Raw genomic sequence first — 20,267 nt, 5'->3', positions numbered from 1 at the left:
CCGAATCCGGAGTGCGGGCCCTCGTACGTTCCGCGGGTGCCTACGCGTCCGCGTCGGCCTCGCGGCGGCGGGCGACGACCAGCGCGCCGGCGCCCAGGGCGACGGCCGCGGCGGCGGCGAGGCCGAGCGGCAGGGTGTCGTTCGCACCGGTGGCGGCGAGCGAGCCGTTCACCGGCGTACGGGACGAGCCGCCCTGCTGCGAGGTGTTGCCGTTGCCGGTGGTGGCGCTCGGGGACGGGGCGGGCGTCGACGTCGACGGGGACGGCGTCGGCTTGTCGCCCTTGTCGGCGGCGACGATGGTGAAGTCGGCGTCCGGGTAGTCCGAGCTCATGCCGCACGAGCCGTCTTTGTTCTCGTAGTCGACGTAGGAGAAGGCGACACCCCGGCCGGCCGGCGACTTGGCGTCGACCGTGAGGCGCAGCTTCACGTCGTACGAGGCGCCCTTGGCGAGCTTGCCGACCTCGATGGACTCGTACGTCTCGGTGATCGGCGTCCACTCCAGGACGTCGGCGGACGACCACTCGATCGGGATGAGGCGGTCGGCGAGGTCCGTCTCGTCGTCGACCTCCTCGCCCGGGTCGGGGAGCCGCACGGCGGTCGCGAAGGCGTTGACGACGTCCAGGGCGCGGTCGGACTTGTTGGTGACGCGCAGCGAGAAGACGGCGGGCTTGCCGGCGGTGACCGTCTTCGGGCCGCTCAGCGCGACCTTGACGGAGCGGTCGACCCTGCACTCCTCCTCGATCTCCTCGGCGAGCTTCAGCTCCTCCTTGGCGTCGGCGAGTTCCTGCTTGGCGGTCTTCTCGACCTTCTCGGCGAGCTTGACCACGCGGGAGGCGGCGTCCTTGGCGGCGGTGAGGGCGGCCGTGGCCTCCGTCAGCTTCGCGTCGGCGGCCGTCTTCGCGGTGGCGGCGGCGGAGGCCTCCGTCTTGGCGGCGGTGACGGCCGCGGCGGCGTCCGCCTTCTCCTGCTCGGTGGCGTCGGGCTTCGCCTGCACGTCCTTCTCGGCCTGCACGGCCTTGGCCAGCTTGTCGTCGGCGGCGGTCTTGGCGGCGACGGCGGCCTCGACGGCCTTCGTGGCGTCGGCGACCTTCGTCCGGAGCGCGTGGTCGGCCTTGTCCAGGGCCTTCAGGTCGTCCTTGGCCTTGGCGAGGTCGGCGACGGCCTCGTCGTACGCCTTCTGCGCCACGGCGACGGCGGCCTTGAGCTCGTCGATCGACGGCATCTCGTCGTCGATGTCGTCCCCGTGCGACGCCGGCCTCTGCGACTGCGGGGCGGTCGGCTTGGTGTCGGCGAACGCGGGAGCGGCCGAGAGGAACACCACCGGGGTGGTCACGGCGGCGGCCACGGCGGTCGCGAGAATGCGGCGGATCTTCACGATGCGGACCTTTTCCTGGTCAGAGAAAGAGTGCGAAGTGTGGTGGTGGGCGTGCGCCTGCGGCTACTTCACGCGGCGCGACACCGGCATGATCGTATGGCCGGAAAGGCCCCGGCGGCAGCCCTGTTTCCGCAGCTCGCAGAGGTTTCCGAAGGCGCCGGGAACGCAAACCCCGCGAAGCGGGACAGTTGCCCACGGAGGCCGCGGTTTCTGTGTGATCCATGTCATCCGCGCCCGGCGGCCCGGCCCGTAACGTGTCCCCCACACACCTGGAAAGCGAGGCACGTACCGATGTCCGAGCACAGCCCGCTCGACCTGGCCGAGGGCGATCCCTTCGGCCCGCACAACCTCCCGTACGGCGTCTTCTCCACCGCGGACGAGCCCGGCCGGCGCCGGCTCGGCGTCCGGATCGGCGGGTACGTGCTGGACGCGGGCGCCGCGGCCCACGCCCTCGGCTCGCCGTACGCGAGCCTGCTCGACCAGCCCTCCCTGAACCCGCTGCTCGCGGCCGGGCGGACCGCCTGGCACGACGTGCGCCGGGCCCTCACCGCGTGGGTGACCGTGCCCGCGCACCGCGCGGACGTCGAGCCGCTGCTGCACCCGCTGGACGCGGTGACGCTGCACCTGCCGTACGAGGTCGCGGACTACGTCGACTTCTACGCGAGCGAGCACCACGCGACGAACGTGGGCAGGATCTTCCGCCCCGACGGCGACGCGCTCACCCCCAACTGGAAGCACCTGCCGATCGGTTACCACGGCCGCGCGGGCACGGTCGTGGTCTCCGGCACCGACGTCGTACGCCCCTCGGGCCAGCGCAAGGCGCCGTCGGACCCGGCCCCGGTGTTCGGCCCTTCGATCAAGCTGGACATCGAGGCGGAGGTCGGCTTCCTCGTCGGCACCCCGTCGGAGCTCGGCCGGCCGGTGGCGCTCGGCGACTTCCGGGAGCACGTCTTCGGCCTGACGCTGCTCAACGACTGGTCGGCGCGGGACGTGCAGGCGTGGGAGTACGTGCCGCTCGGCCCGTTCCTCGGCAAGTCGTTCCAGACCTCGGTCTCGGCCTGGGTGACGCCCCTGGAGGCGCTGGACGCCGCCCGGACCGCGCCGCCCGCCCGGGACTTCCCGCCGCTCCCCTACCTGGACGACGCGGACGCGGAGGAGCAGGGCGGCTTCGACCTGCGGATCTCCGTGGAGATCAACGGCGAGGTCGTCGCCGAGCCGCCGTTCTCCTCCATGTACTGGACGGCGGCCCAGCAGCTCGCCCACATGACGGTGAACGGCGCCTCGCTGCGCACCGGTGACCTGTACGGCTCCGGCACGGTCTCCGGGCCCGAGACGAACCAGCGCGGTTCGCTCCTCGAACTCACCTGGAACGGGCGGGACGCGATCGAACTGTCCGGCGGCAAGCGGACGTTCCTCGAGGACGGCGACGAGGTCGTCCTGACGGCCTGGGCGCCGGGCCCGGACGGCACCCGCGTGGCGCTGGGCGAGGTCCGGGGCCGGATCCTTCCGTCCGCCTGACTACACGGCTAGCGGACCCGCCACAGCGCGGGGACGTTCGGCGGCTCCCAGCCGGCCTGGGCCGTGTGCGCCTGGAGGCACACATAGCCCGGGCCGCCGTAGGTGACGGCGTCGCCCGCCCGGTAGGCGGTCCCGGCGGCCCAGGTGCCGCCGGGGACGCCCGTGGACGTCGGGGTCGGCGTCGGGGTCGGCCCCGGGTCCTGCGGCACGCTCAGGACGAAGTCGAAGGCCGCCTCCCGGCCGCCGCCCGCGTCCCGGACGGTCATGAGCAGCCGCGGGTCGAAGATGGTGTCCGTGTTGTTGCGGGGTTCGTTCGGGAAGTACAGCTGGGTGGTCAGCACCGGTCGGCCGGGGGCCTGCAGCTTGACGTGGATGTGCCGGGTACGGCCCGGGTACAGGCCGGGCACGATCGTGGTGAGCTTGAACGCGCCGCTCGCGTCGGTGAACTGGTGCCCCCGGAAGCGGAATCCGGAGTTGTCGTAGGCGCCGTTGGTGTCGGCCTGCCAGAAGTCCAGCAGGACGCCGGATATCGGCTTGCAGGCCAGCCCGAACACGTAGCCGCTGACGGTGAGCCGGACGCCGGCGCTGCCGGCGTCGACCAGGCTGGACCGCAGCGGCGAGTTGGGCTTGAAGTACGGCCCCTCGGTCTGCGGCGGGGTGGGGTCGTCGCCGTCGTCGCACGCCGGGGTGAGCGCGGGCGGCGCGTCGGACGGGGTCAGGGTGCGGGCGAGCGCGGGGACGCCCATGAGGACCGTGGGGGCCGCGATGCCGGCCGCGAGCGCGGCGCGCAGCACCGCCTTGCGGGTGACGTGCCCGGTGCTGGTCTCGTTGTCCATGCCTGCTCCTCGGATGTGGGGGGCTGCGGGATCGGCACGAACCTAGGCGCGGGGGCCGTCGCCTTCGAGGGACGGAACGCGGCGGTCGTGGTGTTTTCGGAACTCCCCGGGACTCCGTCCGGTCTCGCGGCGGAAGAAGCGGCAGAAGTACGCGGGGTCGTCGAAGCCGACCCGCACCGCCACCTGACGGATCGACAGCCTGGTGCCGATCAGCAGCCGTTGGGCCTCCCGGGTGCGGGCCGCGCGCAGGAGGTCGCCGGGGGTGCGGCCGGTGGCGGCCCGGACGGCCTCGGTGAGGTACCCGGGGGTGACCCCGATCAGCTCGGCGCACTCCCGTACGGTCCTGCCCTCCGCTCCGGTACGGGCGGCCAGGCGGGCGAACTCCTCGGCGACGGCCCCCGGTCGGCCCGGCGGTGGCCCCGCCTGCGGGGCTCCGGCCGGCCCGGCGCGGCCCGGCAGCCGTGCCGTACGGACCAGGAGGACGTGCAGCAGGGAGCGCAGCACGGTCGCGAAGCCGTCGGCGCCGTGCCGGTACTCCTCGACGAGTTCGGCCATCAGCCGGGTGGTACGCGCGTGCGTGGGCCCGTCGAGGGTGTGCCAGGGGTGCTCCCCGAGGCGGCGGAGGAGGTCCCGGTCGCCGGGGTGGTCGAGGAGGAAGTCCTCGGTGAAGAGGACGACGGTGCCGTCGAGGCCGTGCGCGTCCTCCCAGTGGTGCACCTGGCCGGGCAGGATCACGCCCAGGTGGGGCGGGCCGAGCGGCCAGCGGGCCAGGTCCACGACGTGGGTGCCGGTGCCGGAGGTGACGTGGACGATCTCGTGGAAGGTGTGCCGGTGCGGGAAGGCCGCCCGGGACAGCGGGCCGACGGCGTCGAAGCTCCCGGCGGCGAAGGGCACGTCGTCGGGCAGGCGCAGTTCCAGGCGGTGCATGGGCGGCTCGCCGGCTCTCGCGGCGGCGCAGGGGGTGCCGGGTAAGACGGTGGTGCCACGCATCGTGCCGCTTCCCTCTCGACGACTGGTACAGACCATTCAGGGGCGGCTCCCACGATGGCACGGGCACCTCCCACGGGTCACCCCCGCACGCGGCACCCCCGCCGGGCCCGGACACGGCGGAGGGGCCCGGCTCTCAGCGAGCCGGGCCCCTCACGCGTACGACCGCCGCTACCGGACGAACACGCTCGCCTGGCCGGCCAGGTCCAGGAAGTACTGCGGCGCGAGGCCGAGCACCAGCGTGACCGCCACGCCCACGGCGATGGTGAGCGACGTCAGCGCCGACGGCACGGCGACCGTGGGGCCGTCCGCCTTCGGCTCGCTGAAGAACATGAGCACGATCACCCGGATGTAGAAGAACGCGGCGATCGCCGACGAGATCACACCGACCACGACGAGCGCGCCGGCGCCGCCCTCCGCCGCCGCCTTGAAGACCGCGAACTTGCCGGAGAATCCGGAGGTCAGCGGAATGCCGGCGAAGGCGAGCAGGAAGACCGCGAAGACCGCCGCGACGAGCGGCGAACGGCGTCCGAGACCGGCCCACTTGGAGAGGTGGGTGGCCTCGCCGCCCGCGTCCCTGACCAGGGTGACGACGGCGAACGCGCCGATCGTCACGAAGGAGTACGCCCCCAGGTAGAAGAGGACGGACGAGATCCCGCTCGGCGTGGCCGCGATGACACCGGCGAGCAGGAAGCCCGCGTGCGCGATCGACGAGTACGCCAGGAGCCGCTTGATGTCGGTCTGGGTGATGGCGACGATCGCACCGCCCAGCATGGTGACGATCGCGACGCCCCACATGACCGGCCGCCAGTCCCAGGTGAGGCCCGGCAGCACCACGTACAGCAGGCGGAGCAGCGCGCCGAACGCGGCGACCTTCGTCGCGGCGGCCATGAAGCCGGTGACCGGCGTCGGGGCGCCCTGGTAGACGTCCGGGGTCCACATGTGGAACGGCACGGCGCCGACCTTGAAGAGGAGCCCCATGAGGACCATGGCGAAGCCGATGAGGAGGAGCACGTCGTTGCCCATGGTGTCGGCGAGCGCCGGGTCCACGGAGGCGATCGTGCCGTCGACGACGTCGGCGATGGTGGCGTACGAGACGGAGCCCGCGTAGCCGTAGAGCAGGGCGATCCCGAAGAGCAGGAAGGCCGAGGAGAAGGCGCCGAGCAGGAAGTACTTGACGGCCGCCTCCTGCGACATCAGCCGCTTGCGGCGGGCGACGGCGCAGAGCAGGTACAGCGGGAGGGAGAAGACCTCCAGGGCGACGAAGAGCGTCAGGAGGTCGTTGGCCGCCGGGAAGACCAGCATGCCGGCGATGGCGAACAGGGCGAGCGGGAAGACCTCCGTGGTGGTGAACCCGGCCTTCACGGCCGCCTTCTCCTGCTCGCTGCCGGGGACGGCGGCGGCCTCGGCGGCGAAGGAGTCGACCTTGTGGCCGTGGTCGGCCGGGTCGAGCCTGCGCTCGGCGAAGGTGAAGATCGCGACGATCGAGGCGAGGAGAATGGTGCCCTGCAGGAAGAGGGCGGGTCCGTCGACGGCGATGGCGCCCATGGCCGCGATGTGGGCCTTGGTGGAGCCGTAGCCTCCGGCCGCCAGGCCGACGACGGCGGCGAAGGCGGCGGCGAGGGCGAGGACGGACAGGAGGACCTGGGTGAGGTAGCGGCCCTTGCGGGGCACGAAGGCCTCGACGAGCACGCTGACGATCGCGGCGCCGAGCACGATGAGCACGGGCGAGAGCTGCGTGTACTCGATGTGGGGGGCCGGGATCTTGTTCAGCGGATCGGCCGCTGTCGTCCACAAGCTGTGGACAGCCATGGAACTCACTTGGCGGCCTCCACTTCGGGCTGGGGGTCCTTCTGCTGGACGTCGGACATGGTGTGCTGCACCGCCGGGTTGACGACATCCGTCAGCGGCTTCGGGAAGACCCCGAGGAAGATCAGCAGGGCGATCAGCGGGACGACCACCGCCAGTTCGCGCGGCCGCAGGTCCGGCAGTGTCCGGACCTCCTCCTTCACCGGCCCGGTCATCGTCCGCTGGTACAGGACGAGGGTGTAGAGCGCGGCGAGGACGATGCCGGTGGTGGCGATGACACCGGCCACCGGGTAGCGGACGTACGTCCCGACCAGGACCAGGAACTCGCTGACGAACGGGGCGAGTCCGGGCAGCGACAGGGTCGCGAGACCGCCGATCAGGAACGTGCCGGCGAGCACCGGGGCGACCTTCTGCACACCGCCGTAGTCGGCGATGAGCCGCGAGCCGCGCCGGGAGATCAGGAAGCCGGCGACGAGCATCAGGGCGGCCGTCGAGATGCCGTGGTTGACCATGTAGAGCGTGGCGCCCGACTGGCCCTGGGTGGTCATCGCGAAGATGCCCAGGATGATGAAGCCGAAGTGCGAGATCGACGCGTAGGCGACCAGGCGCTTGATGTCCCGCTGGCCGACGGCGACCAGCGCCCCGTAGACGATGCTGATCAGGGCGAGGACGACGATCGCGGGGGTGGCCCACTTCGAGGCCTCGGGGAAGAGCCCGAGGCAGAAGCGGAGCATCGCGAACGTGCCGACCTTGTCGACGACGGCGGTGATGAGGACGGCGACCGGGGCGGTCGCCTCCCCCATCGCGTTCGGCAGCCAGGTGTGCAGCGGCCACAGCGGCGCCTTCACCGCGAAGGCGAAGAAGAAGCCGAGGAACAGCCACCGCTCGGTGCTGGTCGCCATCTCCAGCGTGCCGTCGGCCCGCGCCTCGATGATCTCGGTGAGTGAGAAGTTCCCCGCGACCACGTAGAGCCCGATGACGGCGGCCAGCATGATCAGGCCGCCGACCAGGTTGTAGAGCAGGAACTTGACCGCCGCGTACGAGCGCTGGGCCGCCGCGTTCTCGTCGGAGCCGCTGTGGGCGCGGTCGCCGAAGCCGCCGATGAGGAAGTACATCGGGATGAGCATGGCTTCGAAGAGGATGTAGAAGAGGAAGACGTCGGTGGCCTCGAAGGAGAGGATCACCATCGCCTCGACCATGAGGATCAGGGCGAAGAAGCCCTGGGTCGGCCGCCACCGCTTCGAGGAGGTCTCCAGCGGGTCGGCGTCGTGCCAGCCGGCCAGGATCACGAAGGGGATCAGCAGGGCGGTGAGCGCGATGAGCGCCACCCCGATGCCGTCCACCCCGAGTTCGTACCGGACCCCGAAGTCCTTGATCCAGGAGTGCGACTCGGTCAGCTGGTACCGCTCGCCGCCGGGCTCGAAGCGCCCGAAGACGACGCCGGCGAGCACCAGCGTGGCCAGCGAGACCAGCAGCGCCAGCCATTTGGCGGCGGTGCGGCGGGCGGCGGGGACGGCGGCGGTGAGGATCGCACCGACCGCCGGAACCGCTGCCGTCGCCGTAAGGAGCGGGAAGGACATGAGCGTTACACCGCCCTCATCAGCAGGGTCGCGGCGATCAGCACCGCAGTACCTCCGAACATGGAGACCGCGTAGGTGCGGGCGTAGCCGTTCTGGAGCTTGCGCAGCCGGCCGGAGAGTCCGCCGACGGAGGCCGCGGTGCCGTTGACGACACCGTCGACGAGGCTGTGGTCGACGTACACGAGCGAGCGGGTGAGGTGCGTGCCGCCCGTGACGAACACGGCGTGGTTGAAGTCGTCCTGGAGGAGGTCGCGGCGGGCGGCCCGGGTGAGGAGCGAGCCGCGCGGGGCGACAACCGGCACGGGCCGGCGGCCGTACTGGACGTACGCGATGCCGACGCCGACCACCATGACGGTGACGGTGGCGGCGGTGATCGCTCCGGCGCCGATCGGCGGGTGGCCGTGCTCGAAGCTCGTCACCGGCTCCAGCCAGGCGACGAACCGGTCGCCGATCCCGAAGAAGGCTCCGGCGAAGACCGAGCCGAAGGCCAGCACGATCATCGGGATGGTCATCGACCTGGGCGACTCGTGCGGGTGGGGCTCGTGGCCGTCCGCGTCCGGCTGCCAGCGCTTCTCGCCGAAGAAGGTCATCAGCATCACGCGGGTCATGTAGTACGCGGTGATGGCCGCGCCCAGCAGGGTGACCGAGCCGAGGATCCAGCCCTCGGTGCCGCCCTTGGCGAAGGCCGCCTCGATGATCTTGTCCTTGGAGAAGAAGCCGGACAGGCCGGGGAAGCCGATGATCGCCAGGTAGCCGAGGCCGAAGGTGGCGAAGGTGACCGGCATGTACTTCCGCAGGCCGCCGTACCTCCGCATGTCGACCTCGTCGTTCATGCCGTGCATCACCGAACCCGCGCCGAGGAACAGCCCGGCCTTGAAGAAGCCGTGGGTCACCAGGTGCATGATCGCGAAGGCGTAGCCGATGGGGCCGAGGCCGGCCGCCAGGATCATGTAGCCGATCTGCGACATCGTCGATCCGGCGAGCGCCTTCTTGATGTCGTCCTTGGCGCAACCGACGATCGCACCGAAGAGGAGCGTGACCGCGCCGACCACGGTGACGACCAGCTGGGCGTCCGGGGCGGCGTCGAAGATGTCGGCGGACCGGACGATCAGGTAGACGCCGGCGGTGACCATGGTGGCGGCGTGGATGAGGGCCGAGACCGGGGTCGGGCCCTCCATCGCGTCCCCGAGCCAGGACTGCAGCGGCACCTGGGCCGACTTGCCGCAGGCCGCGAGGAGCAGCATCAGACCGATCGCGGTCAGCGTGCCCTCACCGGCCTTGTCCGCCTCCGCGAACACCGGCCCGAAGGCGAAGGTGCCGAAGGTGGTGAACATGATCATGATGGCGATCGAGAGCCCGATGTCACCGACCCGGTTGACCAGGAACGCCTTCTTCGCGGCGGTCGCCGCGCTGGGCTTGTGCTGCCAGAAGCCGATCAGGAGGTACGAGGCGAGGCCGACGCCCTCCCAGCCGAAGTACAGGAGCAGGTAGTTGTCGGCGAGGACGAGCAGCAGCATCGCCGCGACGAACAGGTTGAGGTAGCCGAAGAACCGGCGGCGGCGCTCGTCGTGCTCCATGTAGCCGATGGAGTACACGTGGATGAGCGTGCCGACCCCGGTGATCAGCAGCACGAACGTCATCGACAGCTGGTCGAGCTGGAAGGCGAAGTCCGCCTGGAAGCCCTCGACGGGGATCCAGGTGAAGAGCCGCTGGTGCATCGCCCGGTCGTCGGCGCTCTTGCCGAGCATGTCGACGAAGAGCGCCAGGCCGATGAGGAAGGACACGGCCGCGAGCAGCGTGCCCAGCCAGTGCCCGGACTTGTCGAGCCGGCGGCCGCCGCAGAGCAGGACCGCCGCCCCGAGCAGGGGCGCCCCGACGAGCAGCGCAATGAGATTTTCCACGGTCAGCCCCTCACAGCTTCATCAGGCTGGCGTCGTCGACCGAGGCCGAGTGGCGGGCACGGAAGACGGACACGATGATCGCGAGCCCGACGACGACCTCCGCGGCGGCGACGACCATCGTGAAGAACGCGATGATCTGGCCGTCGAGGTTGCCGTGCATGCGGGAGAAGGTGACGAACGCGAGGTTGCAGGCGTTGAGCATCAGCTCGACGCACATGAAGACCACGATCGCGTTGCGCCGGATCAGCACCCCGGCCGCGCCGATGGTGAACAGCAGGGCGGCGAGGTACAGGTAGTTGACGGGATTCACCGGGTGGCCTCCTCTTCGTCCCGGTCCCGGCCGAGCCGCTCCTGGGAGCGCTGCTCCAGGGCCTTGAGGTCGGCCATCGCCTCGGTGGACACGTCCCGGATCTGGCCCCGCTTGCGCAGGGTCGAGATGACGGTGAGCTCCGACGGGGTGCCGTCGGGCAGCAGACCGGCGACGTCCACGGCGTTGTGCCGGGCGTAGACGCCGGGCGCGGGCAGCGGCGGCACGTGCCTGCCTTCCCGTACGCGCTGCTCGGAGAGCTCGCGCTGGGTGCGGGCCCGCTCGGTGCGCTCGCGGTGGGTGAGCACCATCGCGCCGACGGCGGCGGTGATGAGGAGCGCGCCGGTGATCTCGAAGGCGAAGACGTACTTGGTGAAGATGAGGGCGGCGAGGCCCTCGACGTTCCCGCCGTTCGCGGTGTTCGCCGCGCCGAGGCCGGCGAACTCGGTGAGCGAGGCCTGGCCGATGCCGGCGATCAGCAGGATGCCGAAGCCGAGGCCGCAGGCGGCGGCCCACCAGCGCTGCCCCTTGATGGTCTCCTTCAGCGAGTCCGCGGCCGTGACACCGACCAGCATGACGATGAAGAGGAACAGCATCATGATCGCGCCGGTGTAGACGACGATCTGGACGATGCCGAGGAAGTACGCGCCGTTGGCGAGGTAGAAGACCGCGAGGACGATCATCGTGCCGGCCAGCGACAGCGCGCTGTGCATGGCCTTCCTCATCAGGATCGTGGAGAGCGCGCCGACGACGGCGACGGTGCCGAGGACCCAGAACTGGAAGGCCTCGCCGGAGGAGGTCGTGTAGGCCGCGAGGTTGGCGCTCATGCGTCCGCCCCCTCCGGCTCGCCCGTCTCGCCCTTGGAGACGGCGACCTGGCGGACCGTGCCGGGGGCGGCCTCGGTGACCAGGCCCCGGTAGTAGTCCTGCTCGGTCATGCCGGGGAAGATCGCGTGCGGGGAGTCGACCATGGTCTCCTCCAGGCCCGCGAGCAGCTGCTCCTTGGTGTAGATCAGGTTCTCGCGGGAGGAGTCGGCCAGTTCGAACTCGTTGGTCATCGTCAGCGCGCGCGTGGGGCACGCCTCGATGCACAGGCCGCACAGGATGCAGCGGGCGTAGTTGATCTGGTAGACGCGGCCGTACCGCTCGCCGGGCGAGTAGCGCTCCTCGTCGGTGTTGTCCGCGCCCTCGACGTAGATGGCGTCGGCGGGACAGGCCCAGGCGCACAGCTCGCAGCCGATGCACTTCTCCAGGCCGTCGGGGTGACGGTTGAGCTGGTGCCGGCCGTGGAAGCGGGGCGCCGTCGTCTTCTGCTGCTCCGGGTACTGCTCGGTCAGCCGCTTCTTGAACATGGCCTTGAAGGTCACGCCGAAACCGGCCACCGGATTCTGGAAGTCAGACACCGTCCGTCTCCTTTCCATCATTCGCAGTAGCGGTATCGGGGGCGCCGCTGGCGACCAGGTCCCGGTCGCGCCGGGGCCTGCGCCGGGGCACGGGCGGCAGCGACTGCCCGGGCTTGGGCGGTACGGGGAAGCCGCCGGCCATCGCGTCGAAGGCGGGCGCGGCCTCGGGGGCGGTCGTCGCGGCCTTCTCCTTCCGGTCGCGGAACAGGTCCACGAGGAAGGAGAGCAGCAGCAGTCCGAGGACGGCACCGGCCACGTACAGGACGATGTTCGAGAAGGCGATGTTCTCGTTCCGCATCGCCCGGACGGTGGCGACCAGCATCAGCCAGACCACGGAGACCGGGATGAGGACCTTCCAGCCGAGCTTCATCAGCTGGTCGTAGCGGACGCGGGGCAGGGTGCCGCGGAGCCAGATGAAGAAGAACAGCAGCAGCTGCACCTTGACGACGAACCAGAGCATCGGCCACCAGCCGTGGTTCGCGCCCTCCCAGAAGGTGGAGATCGGGTACGGGGCCCGCCAGCCGCCCAGGAAGAGGGTCACCGACACGGCCGAGACCGTCACCATGTTCACGTACTCGGCGAGCATGAACATCGCGAACTTGATGGACGAGTACTCGGTGTTGAAGCCGCCGACGAGGTCGCCCTCGGACTCCGGCATGTCGAACGGGGCGCGGTTCGTCTCGCCGACCATCGTGACGATGTAGATGATGAACGAGACCGGCAGCAGGATCACGAACCAGCGGTCCGCCTGCGCCTCGACGATCTTCGAGGTCGACATCGACCCGGAGTAGAGGAAGACCGAGGCGAAGGCGGCGCCCATGGCGATCTCGTACGAGATCATCTGCGCGCAGGACCGGAGTCCGCCGAGCAGCGGGTACGTGGAGCCGGAGGACCAGCCCGCGAGGACGATGCCGTAGATGCCGACGGAGGCGACCGCGAGGACGTACAGCATCGCGATCGGCAGGTCGGTGAGCTGCATCGCGGTCCGCTGGCCGAAGATCGAGACCTCGTTGCCGGCCGGGCCGAAGGGGATCACGGCGATCGCCATGAACGCGGGGATCGCGGCGATGATCGGGGCGAGGACGTAGACGACCTTGTCGGCCTTCTTGACGATCACGTCCTCCTTGAGCATCAGCTTGATGCCGTCCGCGAGGGACTGGAGCATGCCCCAGGGGCCGTGCCGGTTGGGGCCGATGCGCAGCTGCATCCAGGCGACGACCTTGCGCTCCCACACGATGGAGAAGAGCACGGTGATCATCAGGAAGGCGAAGCAGAAGACGGCCTTGATCAGGACGAGCCACCAGGGGTCCGTGCCGAACATGGACAGGTCTTCGGCCGCCAGGACGTTCGCGGTCATGCCTGCGCCTCCTGCGGGGTCGCCGGGCCGATGCGGACCAGGGCGCCGGGGTGGGCGCCGGTGTCGGAGAGGACGCCTCGGCCGGTCGAGTTGAGCGGCAGCCAGACCACGCGGTCGGGCATCTCGGTGACCTGGAGCGGGAGCGTCACGGAACCGGCGGGGCCGGTCACTTCCAGCGCGTCGCCGTCCTTGACGCCGGTGTCGGCGGCGGTGGTGGCGGAGAGCCGGGCGACGGCCGCGTGCCGGGTGCCGGCGAGCGCGGTGTCGCCCTCCTGGAGCCTGCCGAGGTCGAGCAGCAGGCGGTGTCCGGCGAGGACGGCCTCGCCGTCGCCGGGCCGGGGCGCCGGCTGGCCGGGCTCGCTGGGCTCGGTGGCCCGCTCCTCGGTCCAGCCGCCGAGCCGGTCGAGCTCACGCCGTGCGGACCGCAGGTCGGGCAGGGCCAGGTGGGCGTCGAGGGCGTCGGCGAGCATGTGGAGGACGCGCGCGTCGGACGGCGCGAGGGGCCTGGTCATCTGCTCGGGCTTGAGCGCGGCCTCGAAGAGCCGTGCCCTGCCTTCCCAGTTGAGGAAGGTGCCGGGCTTCTCGGCGACGGCGGCGACCGGGAGGACGACGTCCGCGCGCTCGGTGACCTCGGAGGGCCGCAGCTCCAGGGAGACGACGAAGGCGGCGTCGAGTGCCTCGCGCGCGCGTGCCGGGTCCGGGAGGTCCGCGACCTCGACGCCGGCGACGAGCAGTGCGCCGAGTTCGCCGGTGGCGGCGGCCTCCAGGATCTGGCCGGTGTCGCGGCCGTAGCGGTGCGGGAGCTCGCGGACGCCCCAGGCGGCGGCGACCTCCTCACGCGCGCGGGGGTCGGTCGCGGGCCGGCCGCCGGGCAGCAGCGCCGGGAGGGCGCCCGCCTCGACGGCTCCGCGTTCGCCGGAGCGGCGCGGGATCCAGACGAGCCGGGCGCCGGTGGCGGTCGCGGCGCGCAGGGCGGCGGTCAGCGCGCCGGGCACGCCCGCGAGGCGTTCGCCGACGGCGATGACGGCGCCGTCCTGGCGGAGGGCCTCGGCGGCGGCGAGTCCTTCGTCCGCCAGGCCGACCCGGGAGGTCAGCGCGTCCAGCCACTCGGTCTCGGTGCCGGGCGCGGCCGGCAGCAGGGTGCCGCCGGACTTCTCCAGGCCCCGGGTCGCGAAGGCGGCGACCGCGTAGGTCTTCTGGCCGTGCTTGCGCCAGGCCTTGCGGAGCCGGAGGAAGACGCCGGGGGCCTCCTCCTCGGATTCCAGGCCGACGAGGAGCACGGCCGGCGCCGCTTCGAGCGAGGTGTACGTGACGCCGCTGCCGTCCAGGTCGCGGCCGCGGCCGGCGACGGCGGAGGCCAGGAAGTCGGCCTCCTCGCCGGAGTGGATCCGGGCCCGGAAGTCGATGTCGTTGGTGTCGAGGGCGACCCGGGCGAACTTGGCGTACGCGTAGGAGTCCTCGACGGTCAGCCGGCCGCCGGTGAGGACGCCGGTGCGGCCGCGGACGAGGCCGCGGGCGGCGGCCTCCAGGGCCTCGGGCCAGGACGCGGTCTCCAGCTCACCGGTCTCGGGGTTGCGGACGAGCGGGGTGGTGAGTCGGTCGCGCTGCTGCGCGTACCGGAAGGCGAAGCGGCCCTTGTCGCAGATCCACTCCTCGTTGACCTCCGGGTCCTCGGCGGCGAGCCGCCGCATGACCTTGCCGCGCCGGTGGTCGGTGCGGGTGGCGCAGCCGCCGGCGCACTGCTCGCAGACCGACGGCGAGGACACCAGGTCGAAGGGGCGGGACCGGAAGCGGTACGCGGCCGAGGTGAGGGCGCCGACGGGGCAGATCTGGATGGTGTTGCCGGAGAAGTACGACTCGAAGGGGTCGCCCTCGCCGGTGCCGACCTGCTGGAGCGCGCCGCGCTCGATCAGCTCGATCATCGGGTCGCCCGCGATCTGGTTGGAGAAGCGGGTGCAGCGGGCGCAGAGCACGCACCGCTCGCGGTCGAGCAGCACCTGGGTGGAGATCGGGATCGGCTTCTCGTAGGTGCGCTTGACGCCCTCGAAGCGGGACTCGGCCTGCCCGTGGGACATGGCCTGGTTCTGCAGGGGGCACTCGCCGCCCTTGTCGCAGACCGGGCAGTCCAGCGGGTGGTTGACGAGCAGCAGCTCCATCACGCCGTGCTGGGCCTTCTCGGCGACGGGGCTGGTCAGCTGCGACTTCACCACCATGCCGTCGGTGCAGGTGATGGTGCAGGAGGCCATCGGCTTGCGCTGGCCCTCGACCTCGACGATGCACTGGCGGCAGGCGCCCGCGGGGTCGAGGAGGGGGTGGTCGCAGAAGCGCGGGATCTCGATGCCGAGCTGTTCGGCGGCGCGGATGACGAGCGTCCCCTTGGGGACGGAGATCTCGGCGCCGTCGATGGTGAGCGTGACGAGGTCTTCCGGCGGTACGGCCGGGGTGCCGCCGCCGGGGCGGCCCGCGGCGGAGCCGCCGATGGACTGGGGCGTGACGGTCACGCGGTCACCTCCTTGTGGTTGTCCGCCCAGGCGGTCGACTTGGCGGGGTCGAAGGGGCAGGCCCGGCCGGTGATGTGCTGCTCGTACTCCGCGCGGAAGTACTTCAGCGAGGAGAAGATCGGCGAGGCGGCGCCGTCGCCGAGGGCGCAGAACGACTTGCCGTTGATGTTGTCGGCGATGTCGTTGAGCTTGTCGAGGTCGGACAGCTGTCCGCGGCCGGCCTCGATGTCGCGGAGCAACTGGACGAGCCAGTAGGTGCCCTCGCGGCAGGGGGTGCACTTGCCGCAGGACTCGTGGGCGTAGAACTCGGTCCAGCGGGTGACGGCCCGGACGACGCAGGTGGTCTCGTCGAAGCACTGGAGCGCCTTGGTGCCGAGCATGGAGCCGGCGGCGCCGACGCCCTCGTAGTCGAGGGGCACGTCGAGGTGCTCGTCGGTGAACATCGGCGTGGAGGAGCCGCCGGGGGTCCAGAACTTGAGGCGGTGGCCGGGTCGCATGCCGCCGCTCATGTCGAGGAGCTGGCGCAGGGTGATGCCGAGCGGGGCCTCGTACTGGCCGGGCGAGGCGACGTGCCCGCTCAGCGAGTACAGCGTGAAGCCCGGGGACTTCTCGCTGCCCATCGACGTGAACCATTCCTTGCCCCGGTTGAGGATCGCGGGAACGGACGCGATGGACTCGACGTTGTTCACCACGGTGGGGCAGGCGTACAGGCCGGCGACCGCGGGGAAGGGGGGCCGCAGCCGGGGCTGGCCGCGGCGTCCTTCGAGCGAGTCGAGGAGGGCGGTCTCCTCGCCGCAGATGTACGCGCCGGCGCCGGCGTGCACGGTGAGTTCGAGGTTCAGGCCGCTGCCGAGGATGTTCCGGCCGAGGTAGCCGGCGGCGTAGGCCTCGCGGACCGCCTCGTGGAGGCGGCGCAGGACGGGGACGACCTCGCCGCGCAGGTAGATGAACGCGTGCTCGGAGCGGATCGCGTAGCAGGCGATGATCATTCCCTCGATGAGGGAGTGCGGGTTGGCGAAGAGGAGCGGGATGTCCTTGCAGGTGCCGGGCTCGGACTCGTCGGCGTTGACGACGAGGTAGTGCGGCTTGCCGTCGCCCTGCGGGATGAACTGCCACTTCATGCCGGTGGGGAAGCCGGCGCCGCCGCGTCCGCGGAGGCCGGATTCCTTGACGTACGCGATGAGGTCGTCGGGGCTCATCGCGAGGGCCCGCTTGAGGCCCTGGTAGCCCTCGTGGCGCTCGTAGGTCGCCAGGGTCCAGGACTCGGGCTGGTCCCAGAAGGCGGAGAGCACGGGGGCGAGGATCTTCTCGGGGCTGCTGTTGTCGATCTCGGCGGCCAAGGTCATCACTCCCCCTCCTGACCGGAGGTCTCACCACGCGGGTGGACGATTCGGTGGTGCGGCTGCTCGCCCTTGGCGAGACGGAGTCCCACGAGGGAGGCCGGGCCGGCTCCGCCGGTGGCCTCGACGGCGCCGGGGCGCTCGTCGGGGAAGCCCGCGAGGATGCGGGCGGTCTCCTTGAAGGTGCAGAGCGGGGCGCCGCGGGTGGGCTCGACGGTCCGGCCGGCCCGCAGGTCGTCCACCATCCGCTTGGCGGAGGCGGGGGTCTGGTTGTCGAAGAACTCCCAGTTGACCATCACGACGGGTGCGAAGTCGCAGGCCGCGTTGCACTCGATGTGTTCGAGGGTGATCTTGCCGTCGGCGGTGGTCTCGTTGTTGCCGACGGCGAGGTGCTCCTTGAGTTCCTCGAAGATGGCGTCGCCGCCCATGACCGCGCAGAGCGTGTTCGTGCAGACGCCGACCTGGTAGTCGCCGGAGGGCTTGCGCCGGTACATCGTGTAGAAGGTGGCGACGGCGGTGACCTCGGCGGTGGTGAGGCCGAGGAGGTCGGCGCAGAACGCCATGCCGGTACGGGTCACATGGCCCTCCTCCGACTGCACGAGGTGCAGCATCGGCAGGAGGGCCGAGCGGGAGTCCGGGTAGCGGGCGATGATCTCGCGCGCGTCGTCCGTCAGGCGGGCGCGGACCTCGGCCGGGTAGTCGGGGGCGGGGAGCTGGGGCATCCCCAGGCTGACGTTCTCCGTCATCGGTCGACGCCTCCCATCACGGGGTCGATGGAGGCGACGGCGACGATGACGTCGGCGACCTGGCCGCCCTCGCACATCGCGGCCATGGCCTGGAGGTTGGTGAAGGACGGGTCGCGGAAGTGGACCCGGAAGGGGCGGGTGCCGCCGTCGGAGACGACGTGCACGCCGAGCTCGCCCTTGGGGGACTCGACGGCCGCGTACGCCTGTCCGGCGGGGACCCGGAAGCCCTCGGTGACCAGCTTGAAGTGGTGGATCAGGGCCTCCATGGAGGTGCCCATGATCTTCGCGATGTGGTCGGGCGAGTTGCCGAGGCCGTCGGGGCCGAGCGCGAGCTGCGCGGGCCAGGCGATCTTCTTGTCGCCGACCATGACGGGGCCGGGCTCCAGGCGGTCGAGGCACTGCTCGACGATCCGGAGCGACTGGCGCATCTCCTCCAGGCGGACGAGGAAGCGTCCGTAGGAGTCGCAGGTGTCGGCGGTCGGGACCTCGAAGTCGTAGTCCTCGTAGCCGCAGTACGGGTCGGTCTTCCGCAGGTCGTGCGGGAGGCCCGCCGACCGGAGGATCGGCCCGGTGGCGCCGAGGGCCATGCAGCCGGTGAGGTCGAGGTAGCCGACGTCCTGCATGCGGGCCTTGAAGATGGGGTTGCCGGTGGCGAGCTTGTCGTACTCCGGCAGGTTCTTCTTCATGGTCTTCACGAACTCGCGGACGGCGTCGACGGCGCCGGGCGGCAGGTCCTGGGCGAGGCCGCCGGGGCGGATGAACGCGTGGTTCATGCGCAGGCCGGTGATCAGCTCGTACAGGTCCAGGATCATCTCGCGGTCCCGGAAGCCGTAGATCATGATCGTGGTGGCGCCGAGCTCCATACCGCCGGTGGCGATGCACACCAGGTGCGAGGAGAGCCGGTTGAGCTCCATGAGCAGGACGCGGATGACGCTGGCGCGGTCCGGGATCTGCTCGGTGATGCCGAGGAGCTTCTCCACGCCGAGGCAGTACGCCGTCTCGTTGTAGAACGAGGTGAGGTAGTCCATGCGCGTGACGAAGGTGGTGCCCTGCGTCCAGGTCCGGTACTCGAGGTTCTTCTCGATGCCGGTGTGGAGGTAGCCGATGCCGCAGCGGGCCTCGGTGACGGTCTCGCCGTCGATCTCCAGGATGAGGCGGAGCACGCCGTGGGTGGACGGGTGCTGGGGGCCCATGTTGACGACGATCCGCTCGTCGTCGGCCTTGGCCGCGGACTGGACGACCTCGTCCCAGTCGCCGCCGGTCACCGTGTAGACGGGGCCTTCGGTCGTCTCGCGGGGAGACGCTTCTGAGGTGGACATCAGCTGTACGACCTCCGCTGGTCCGGAGCCGGGATCTGGGCGCCCTTGTACTCGACCGCGATGCCGCCGAGGGGATAGTCCTTGCGCTGCGGGTGGCCCTGCCAGTCGTCCGGCATCATGATCCGGGTGAGGGCGGGGTGGCCGTCGAAGACGATGCCGAAGAAGTCGTACGTCTCGCGCTCGTGCCAGTCGTTCGTCGGGTAGACGGCGACGAGCGACGGGATGTGCGGATCGCTGTCGGGGGCCGAGACCTCCAGGCGGATCAGCCGGCCGTGGGTCAGTGAGCGCAGGTGGTAGACGGCGTGGAGCTCGCGGCCCTTGTCGCCGGGGTAGTGGACGCCGGAGACGCCGGTACAGAGCTCGAAGCGGAGCGCCGGGTCGTCGCGCAGGGTGCGGGCCACGCGGACGAGGTGCTCGCGCTCGATGTGGAAGGTGAGCTCGTCGCGGTCGACGACCGTCTTCTCGATGGCGTTCTCGGGGAGCAGTCCCTGCTCCTCCAGGGCGCCTTCGAGTTCGTCGGCGACCTCGTCGAACCAGCCGCCGTACGGGCGGACGGCCGGGCCGGGGAGCCGGACGGAGCGGACGAGGCCGCCGTAGCCCGTGGTGTCGCCGCCGTTGTTCGCGCCGAACATGCCACGCTGGAGGCGTACCTCCTCGCCGTGGTCCCCGCGCTGGCCCGGCAGGTTCTGCGCGCTCAGCTCCTTCTCGGGGTTGGGTGTCTCGTCACTCACCGGAGCAGACCCTTCAATTCAATGGTCGGCAGCGCCTTGAGCGCCGCTTCCTCCGCCTCGCGGGCCGCCTCCTCGGCGTTCACGCCGAGCTTGGAGCTCTGGATCTTCTGGTGGAGCTTGAGGATCGCGTCGAGCAGCATCTCCGGGCGCGGCGGGCAGCCGGGCAGGTAGATGTCGACCGGCACGATGTGGTCGACGCCCTGGACGATCGCGTAGTTGTTGAACATGCCGCCCGAGGAGGCGCAGACGCCCATGGAGATGACCCACTTGGGGTTGGGCATCTGGTCGTAGACCTGCCTCAGGACGGGCGCCATCTTCTGGCTGACCCGGCCGGCGACGATCATCAGGTCGGCCTGGCGCGGCGAGCCGCGGAAGACCTCCATGCCGAAGCGGGCCAGGTCGTACCGGCCGGCTCCGGTGGTCATCATCTCGATGGCGCAGCAGGCGAGGCCGAACGTCGCGGGGAACACGGACGCCTTGCGCACCCAGCCCGCGGCCTGTTCGACGGTCGTCAGCAGAAAGCCGCTCGGGAGTTTCTCTTCGAGTCCCATAGGTGCC

At 71.0% G+C, this 20,267-nt stretch carries 17 protein-coding genes; 1 reads left to right on the top strand and 16 read right to left on the bottom strand.

All coding sequences use genetic code 11. The features are described 5' to 3' along the window. Window positions 1-40 precede the first annotated feature (40 nt). Window positions 41-1,375, bottom strand: coding sequence for a peptidase (locus MRBLMG1_RS31820; RefSeq protein WP_367827630.1), 1,335 nt, complete (start codon window positions 1,373-1,375; stop codon window positions 41-43). Window positions 1,376-1,666: 291 nt separating this feature from the next. Between MRBLMG1_RS31820 and fahA the strand changes: the two genes are divergently transcribed. After that, complete coding sequence (gene fahA / locus MRBLMG1_RS31815; protein ID WP_367827629.1) at window positions 1,667-2,893, top strand: fumarylacetoacetase; 1,227 nt, start codon at window positions 1,667-1,669, stop codon at window positions 2,891-2,893. An 8-nt stretch (window positions 2,894-2,901) separates the two neighbouring features. Here the strand turns inward: fahA and MRBLMG1_RS31810 are convergent, their stop codons facing one another. The 15 genes from MRBLMG1_RS31810 to MRBLMG1_RS31740 all read right to left on the bottom strand — a co-directional run bounded on the left by MRBLMG1_RS31810 (window position 2,902) and on the right by MRBLMG1_RS31740 (window position 20,260). After that, the gene (locus MRBLMG1_RS31810) at window positions 2,902-3,729 is read right to left on the bottom strand and encodes a carbohydrate-binding protein (RefSeq protein ID WP_367827628.1); all 828 of its coding nucleotides are present in this window, start codon (window positions 3,727-3,729) and stop codon (window positions 2,902-2,904) included. Window positions 3,730-3,771: 42 nt separating this feature from the next. Continuing rightward, window positions 3,772-4,719 carry a helix-turn-helix transcriptional regulator gene (locus MRBLMG1_RS31805; RefSeq protein WP_367827627.1) on the bottom strand — a complete coding sequence of 316 codons (948 nt, stop codon included), beginning with the start codon at window positions 4,717-4,719 and terminating at the stop codon, window positions 3,772-3,774. A 168-nt stretch (window positions 4,720-4,887) separates the two neighbouring features. Then, a complete protein-coding gene (nuoN, locus tag MRBLMG1_RS31800; protein WP_367827626.1) occupies window positions 4,888-6,537 on the bottom strand; it encodes an NADH-quinone oxidoreductase subunit NuoN in 1,650 nt (549 codons plus the stop codon). Beyond that, window positions 6,534-8,105, bottom strand: coding sequence for an NADH-quinone oxidoreductase subunit M (locus tag MRBLMG1_RS31795; protein WP_367827625.1), 1,572 nt, complete (start codon window positions 8,103-8,105; stop codon window positions 6,534-6,536). The genes nuoN and MRBLMG1_RS31795 overlap by 4 nt, the downstream gene beginning before the upstream one ends. A 5-nt stretch (window positions 8,106-8,110) precedes the next feature. Then, entirely contained in the window at window positions 8,111-10,006 is a 1,896-nt protein-coding gene (gene nuoL, locus MRBLMG1_RS31790) for an NADH-quinone oxidoreductase subunit L (RefSeq protein ID WP_367827624.1), read from the bottom strand. A 10-nt stretch (window positions 10,007-10,016) separates the two neighbouring features. After that, window positions 10,017-10,316 carry an NADH-quinone oxidoreductase subunit NuoK gene (gene nuoK / locus MRBLMG1_RS31785; protein ID WP_017239464.1) on the bottom strand — a complete coding sequence of 100 codons (300 nt, stop codon included), beginning with the start codon at window positions 10,314-10,316 and terminating at the stop codon, window positions 10,017-10,019. Further along, the gene (locus tag MRBLMG1_RS31780; protein WP_367827623.1) at window positions 10,313-11,140 is read right to left on the bottom strand and encodes an NADH-quinone oxidoreductase subunit J; all 828 of its coding nucleotides are present in this window, start codon (window positions 11,138-11,140) and stop codon (window positions 10,313-10,315) included. Before MRBLMG1_RS31780 ends, nuoK begins: the two co-directional genes overlap by 4 nt. Beyond that, window positions 11,137-11,736 (bottom strand): NADH-quinone oxidoreductase subunit NuoI, encoded by a 600-nt coding sequence (gene nuoI, locus MRBLMG1_RS31775; protein WP_367827622.1) that lies wholly within the window; start codon window positions 11,734-11,736, stop codon window positions 11,137-11,139. Before nuoI ends, MRBLMG1_RS31780 begins: the two co-directional genes overlap by 4 nt. Next, the gene (nuoH, locus tag MRBLMG1_RS31770; protein ID WP_367827621.1) at window positions 11,708-13,072 is read right to left on the bottom strand and encodes an NADH-quinone oxidoreductase subunit NuoH; all 1,365 of its coding nucleotides are present in this window, start codon (window positions 13,070-13,072) and stop codon (window positions 11,708-11,710) included. The genes nuoI and nuoH overlap by 29 nt, the downstream gene beginning before the upstream one ends. Then, window positions 13,069-15,573 (bottom strand): NADH-quinone oxidoreductase subunit G, encoded by a 2,505-nt coding sequence (locus tag MRBLMG1_RS31765; protein ID WP_414721688.1) that lies wholly within the window; start codon window positions 15,571-15,573, stop codon window positions 13,069-13,071. The genes nuoH and MRBLMG1_RS31765 overlap by 4 nt, the downstream gene beginning before the upstream one ends. Then, the gene (gene nuoF, locus MRBLMG1_RS31760; protein ID WP_367827620.1) at window positions 15,570-16,922 is read right to left on the bottom strand and encodes an NADH-quinone oxidoreductase subunit NuoF; all 1,353 of its coding nucleotides are present in this window, start codon (window positions 16,920-16,922) and stop codon (window positions 15,570-15,572) included. The genes MRBLMG1_RS31765 and nuoF overlap by 4 nt, the downstream gene beginning before the upstream one ends. After that, window positions 16,919-17,659: an NADH-quinone oxidoreductase subunit NuoE gene (gene nuoE / locus MRBLMG1_RS31755; protein ID WP_367827619.1), complete on the bottom strand. Its 741-nt coding sequence runs from the start codon at window positions 17,657-17,659 to the stop codon at window positions 16,919-16,921. Before nuoE ends, nuoF begins: the two co-directional genes overlap by 4 nt. Further along, window positions 17,656-18,978: an NADH-quinone oxidoreductase subunit D gene (locus MRBLMG1_RS31750; protein ID WP_367827618.1), complete on the bottom strand. Its 1,323-nt coding sequence runs from the start codon at window positions 18,976-18,978 to the stop codon at window positions 17,656-17,658. Before MRBLMG1_RS31750 ends, nuoE begins: the two co-directional genes overlap by 4 nt. Beyond that, window positions 18,978-19,709: an NADH-quinone oxidoreductase subunit C gene (locus tag MRBLMG1_RS31745; RefSeq protein ID WP_367827617.1), complete on the bottom strand. Its 732-nt coding sequence runs from the start codon at window positions 19,707-19,709 to the stop codon at window positions 18,978-18,980. The genes MRBLMG1_RS31750 and MRBLMG1_RS31745 overlap by 1 nt, the downstream gene beginning before the upstream one ends. Beyond that, on the bottom strand, window positions 19,706-20,260 hold the full coding sequence (locus MRBLMG1_RS31740) for a NuoB/complex I 20 kDa subunit family protein (protein WP_030318842.1): 555 nt from the start codon (window positions 20,258-20,260) through the stop codon (window positions 19,706-19,708). Before MRBLMG1_RS31740 ends, MRBLMG1_RS31745 begins: the two co-directional genes overlap by 4 nt. Between the last annotated feature and the right edge of the window lie 7 nt (window positions 20,261-20,267).

Origin of the sequence: Streptomyces sp. LMG1-1-1.1 (genome assembly GCF_040815545.1) — a bacterium.
Taxonomy (GTDB): Bacteria; Actinomycetota; Actinomycetes; order Streptomycetales; family Streptomycetaceae; genus Streptomyces.
The sequence above is the reverse complement of the archived record's forward strand: the minus strand, read 5'-3'. Positions and strand labels throughout refer to the sequence as shown.

Excerpts from the sequence above, each read along its gene's own strand:
- MRBLMG1_RS31810 (WP_367827628.1), bottom strand. The coding sequence starts at position 3,729 with ATGGACAACGAGACCAGCACCGGGCACGTCACCCGCAAGGCGGTGCTG.
- MRBLMG1_RS31780 (WP_367827623.1), bottom strand. The coding sequence starts at position 11,140 with ATGAGCGCCAACCTCGCGGCCTACACGACCTCCTCCGGCGAGGCCTTC.
- nuoI (WP_367827622.1), bottom strand. The coding sequence starts at position 11,736 with ATGATGGAAAGGAGACGGACGGTGTCTGACTTCCAGAATCCGGTGGCC.
- MRBLMG1_RS31750 (WP_367827618.1), bottom strand. The coding sequence starts at position 18,978 with ATGTCCACCTCAGAAGCGTCTCCCCGCGAGACGACCGAAGGCCCCGTC.
- nuoH (WP_367827621.1), bottom strand. The coding sequence starts at position 13,072 with ATGACCGCGAACGTCCTGGCGGCCGAAGACCTGTCCATGTTCGGCACG.
- MRBLMG1_RS31805 (WP_367827627.1), bottom strand. The coding sequence starts at position 4,719 with ATGCGTGGCACCACCGTCTTACCCGGCACCCCCTGCGCCGCCGCGAGA.
- MRBLMG1_RS31795 (WP_367827625.1), bottom strand. The coding sequence starts at position 8,105 with ATGTCCTTCCCGCTCCTTACGGCGACGGCAGCGGTTCCGGCGGTCGGT.
- MRBLMG1_RS31740 (WP_030318842.1), bottom strand. The coding sequence starts at position 20,260 with ATGGGACTCGAAGAGAAACTCCCGAGCGGCTTTCTGCTGACGACCGTC.
- nuoE (WP_367827619.1), bottom strand. The coding sequence starts at position 17,659 with ATGACGGAGAACGTCAGCCTGGGGATGCCCCAGCTCCCCGCCCCCGAC.
- fahA (WP_367827629.1), top strand. The coding sequence starts at position 1,667 with ATGTCCGAGCACAGCCCGCTCGACCTGGCCGAGGGCGATCCCTTCGGC.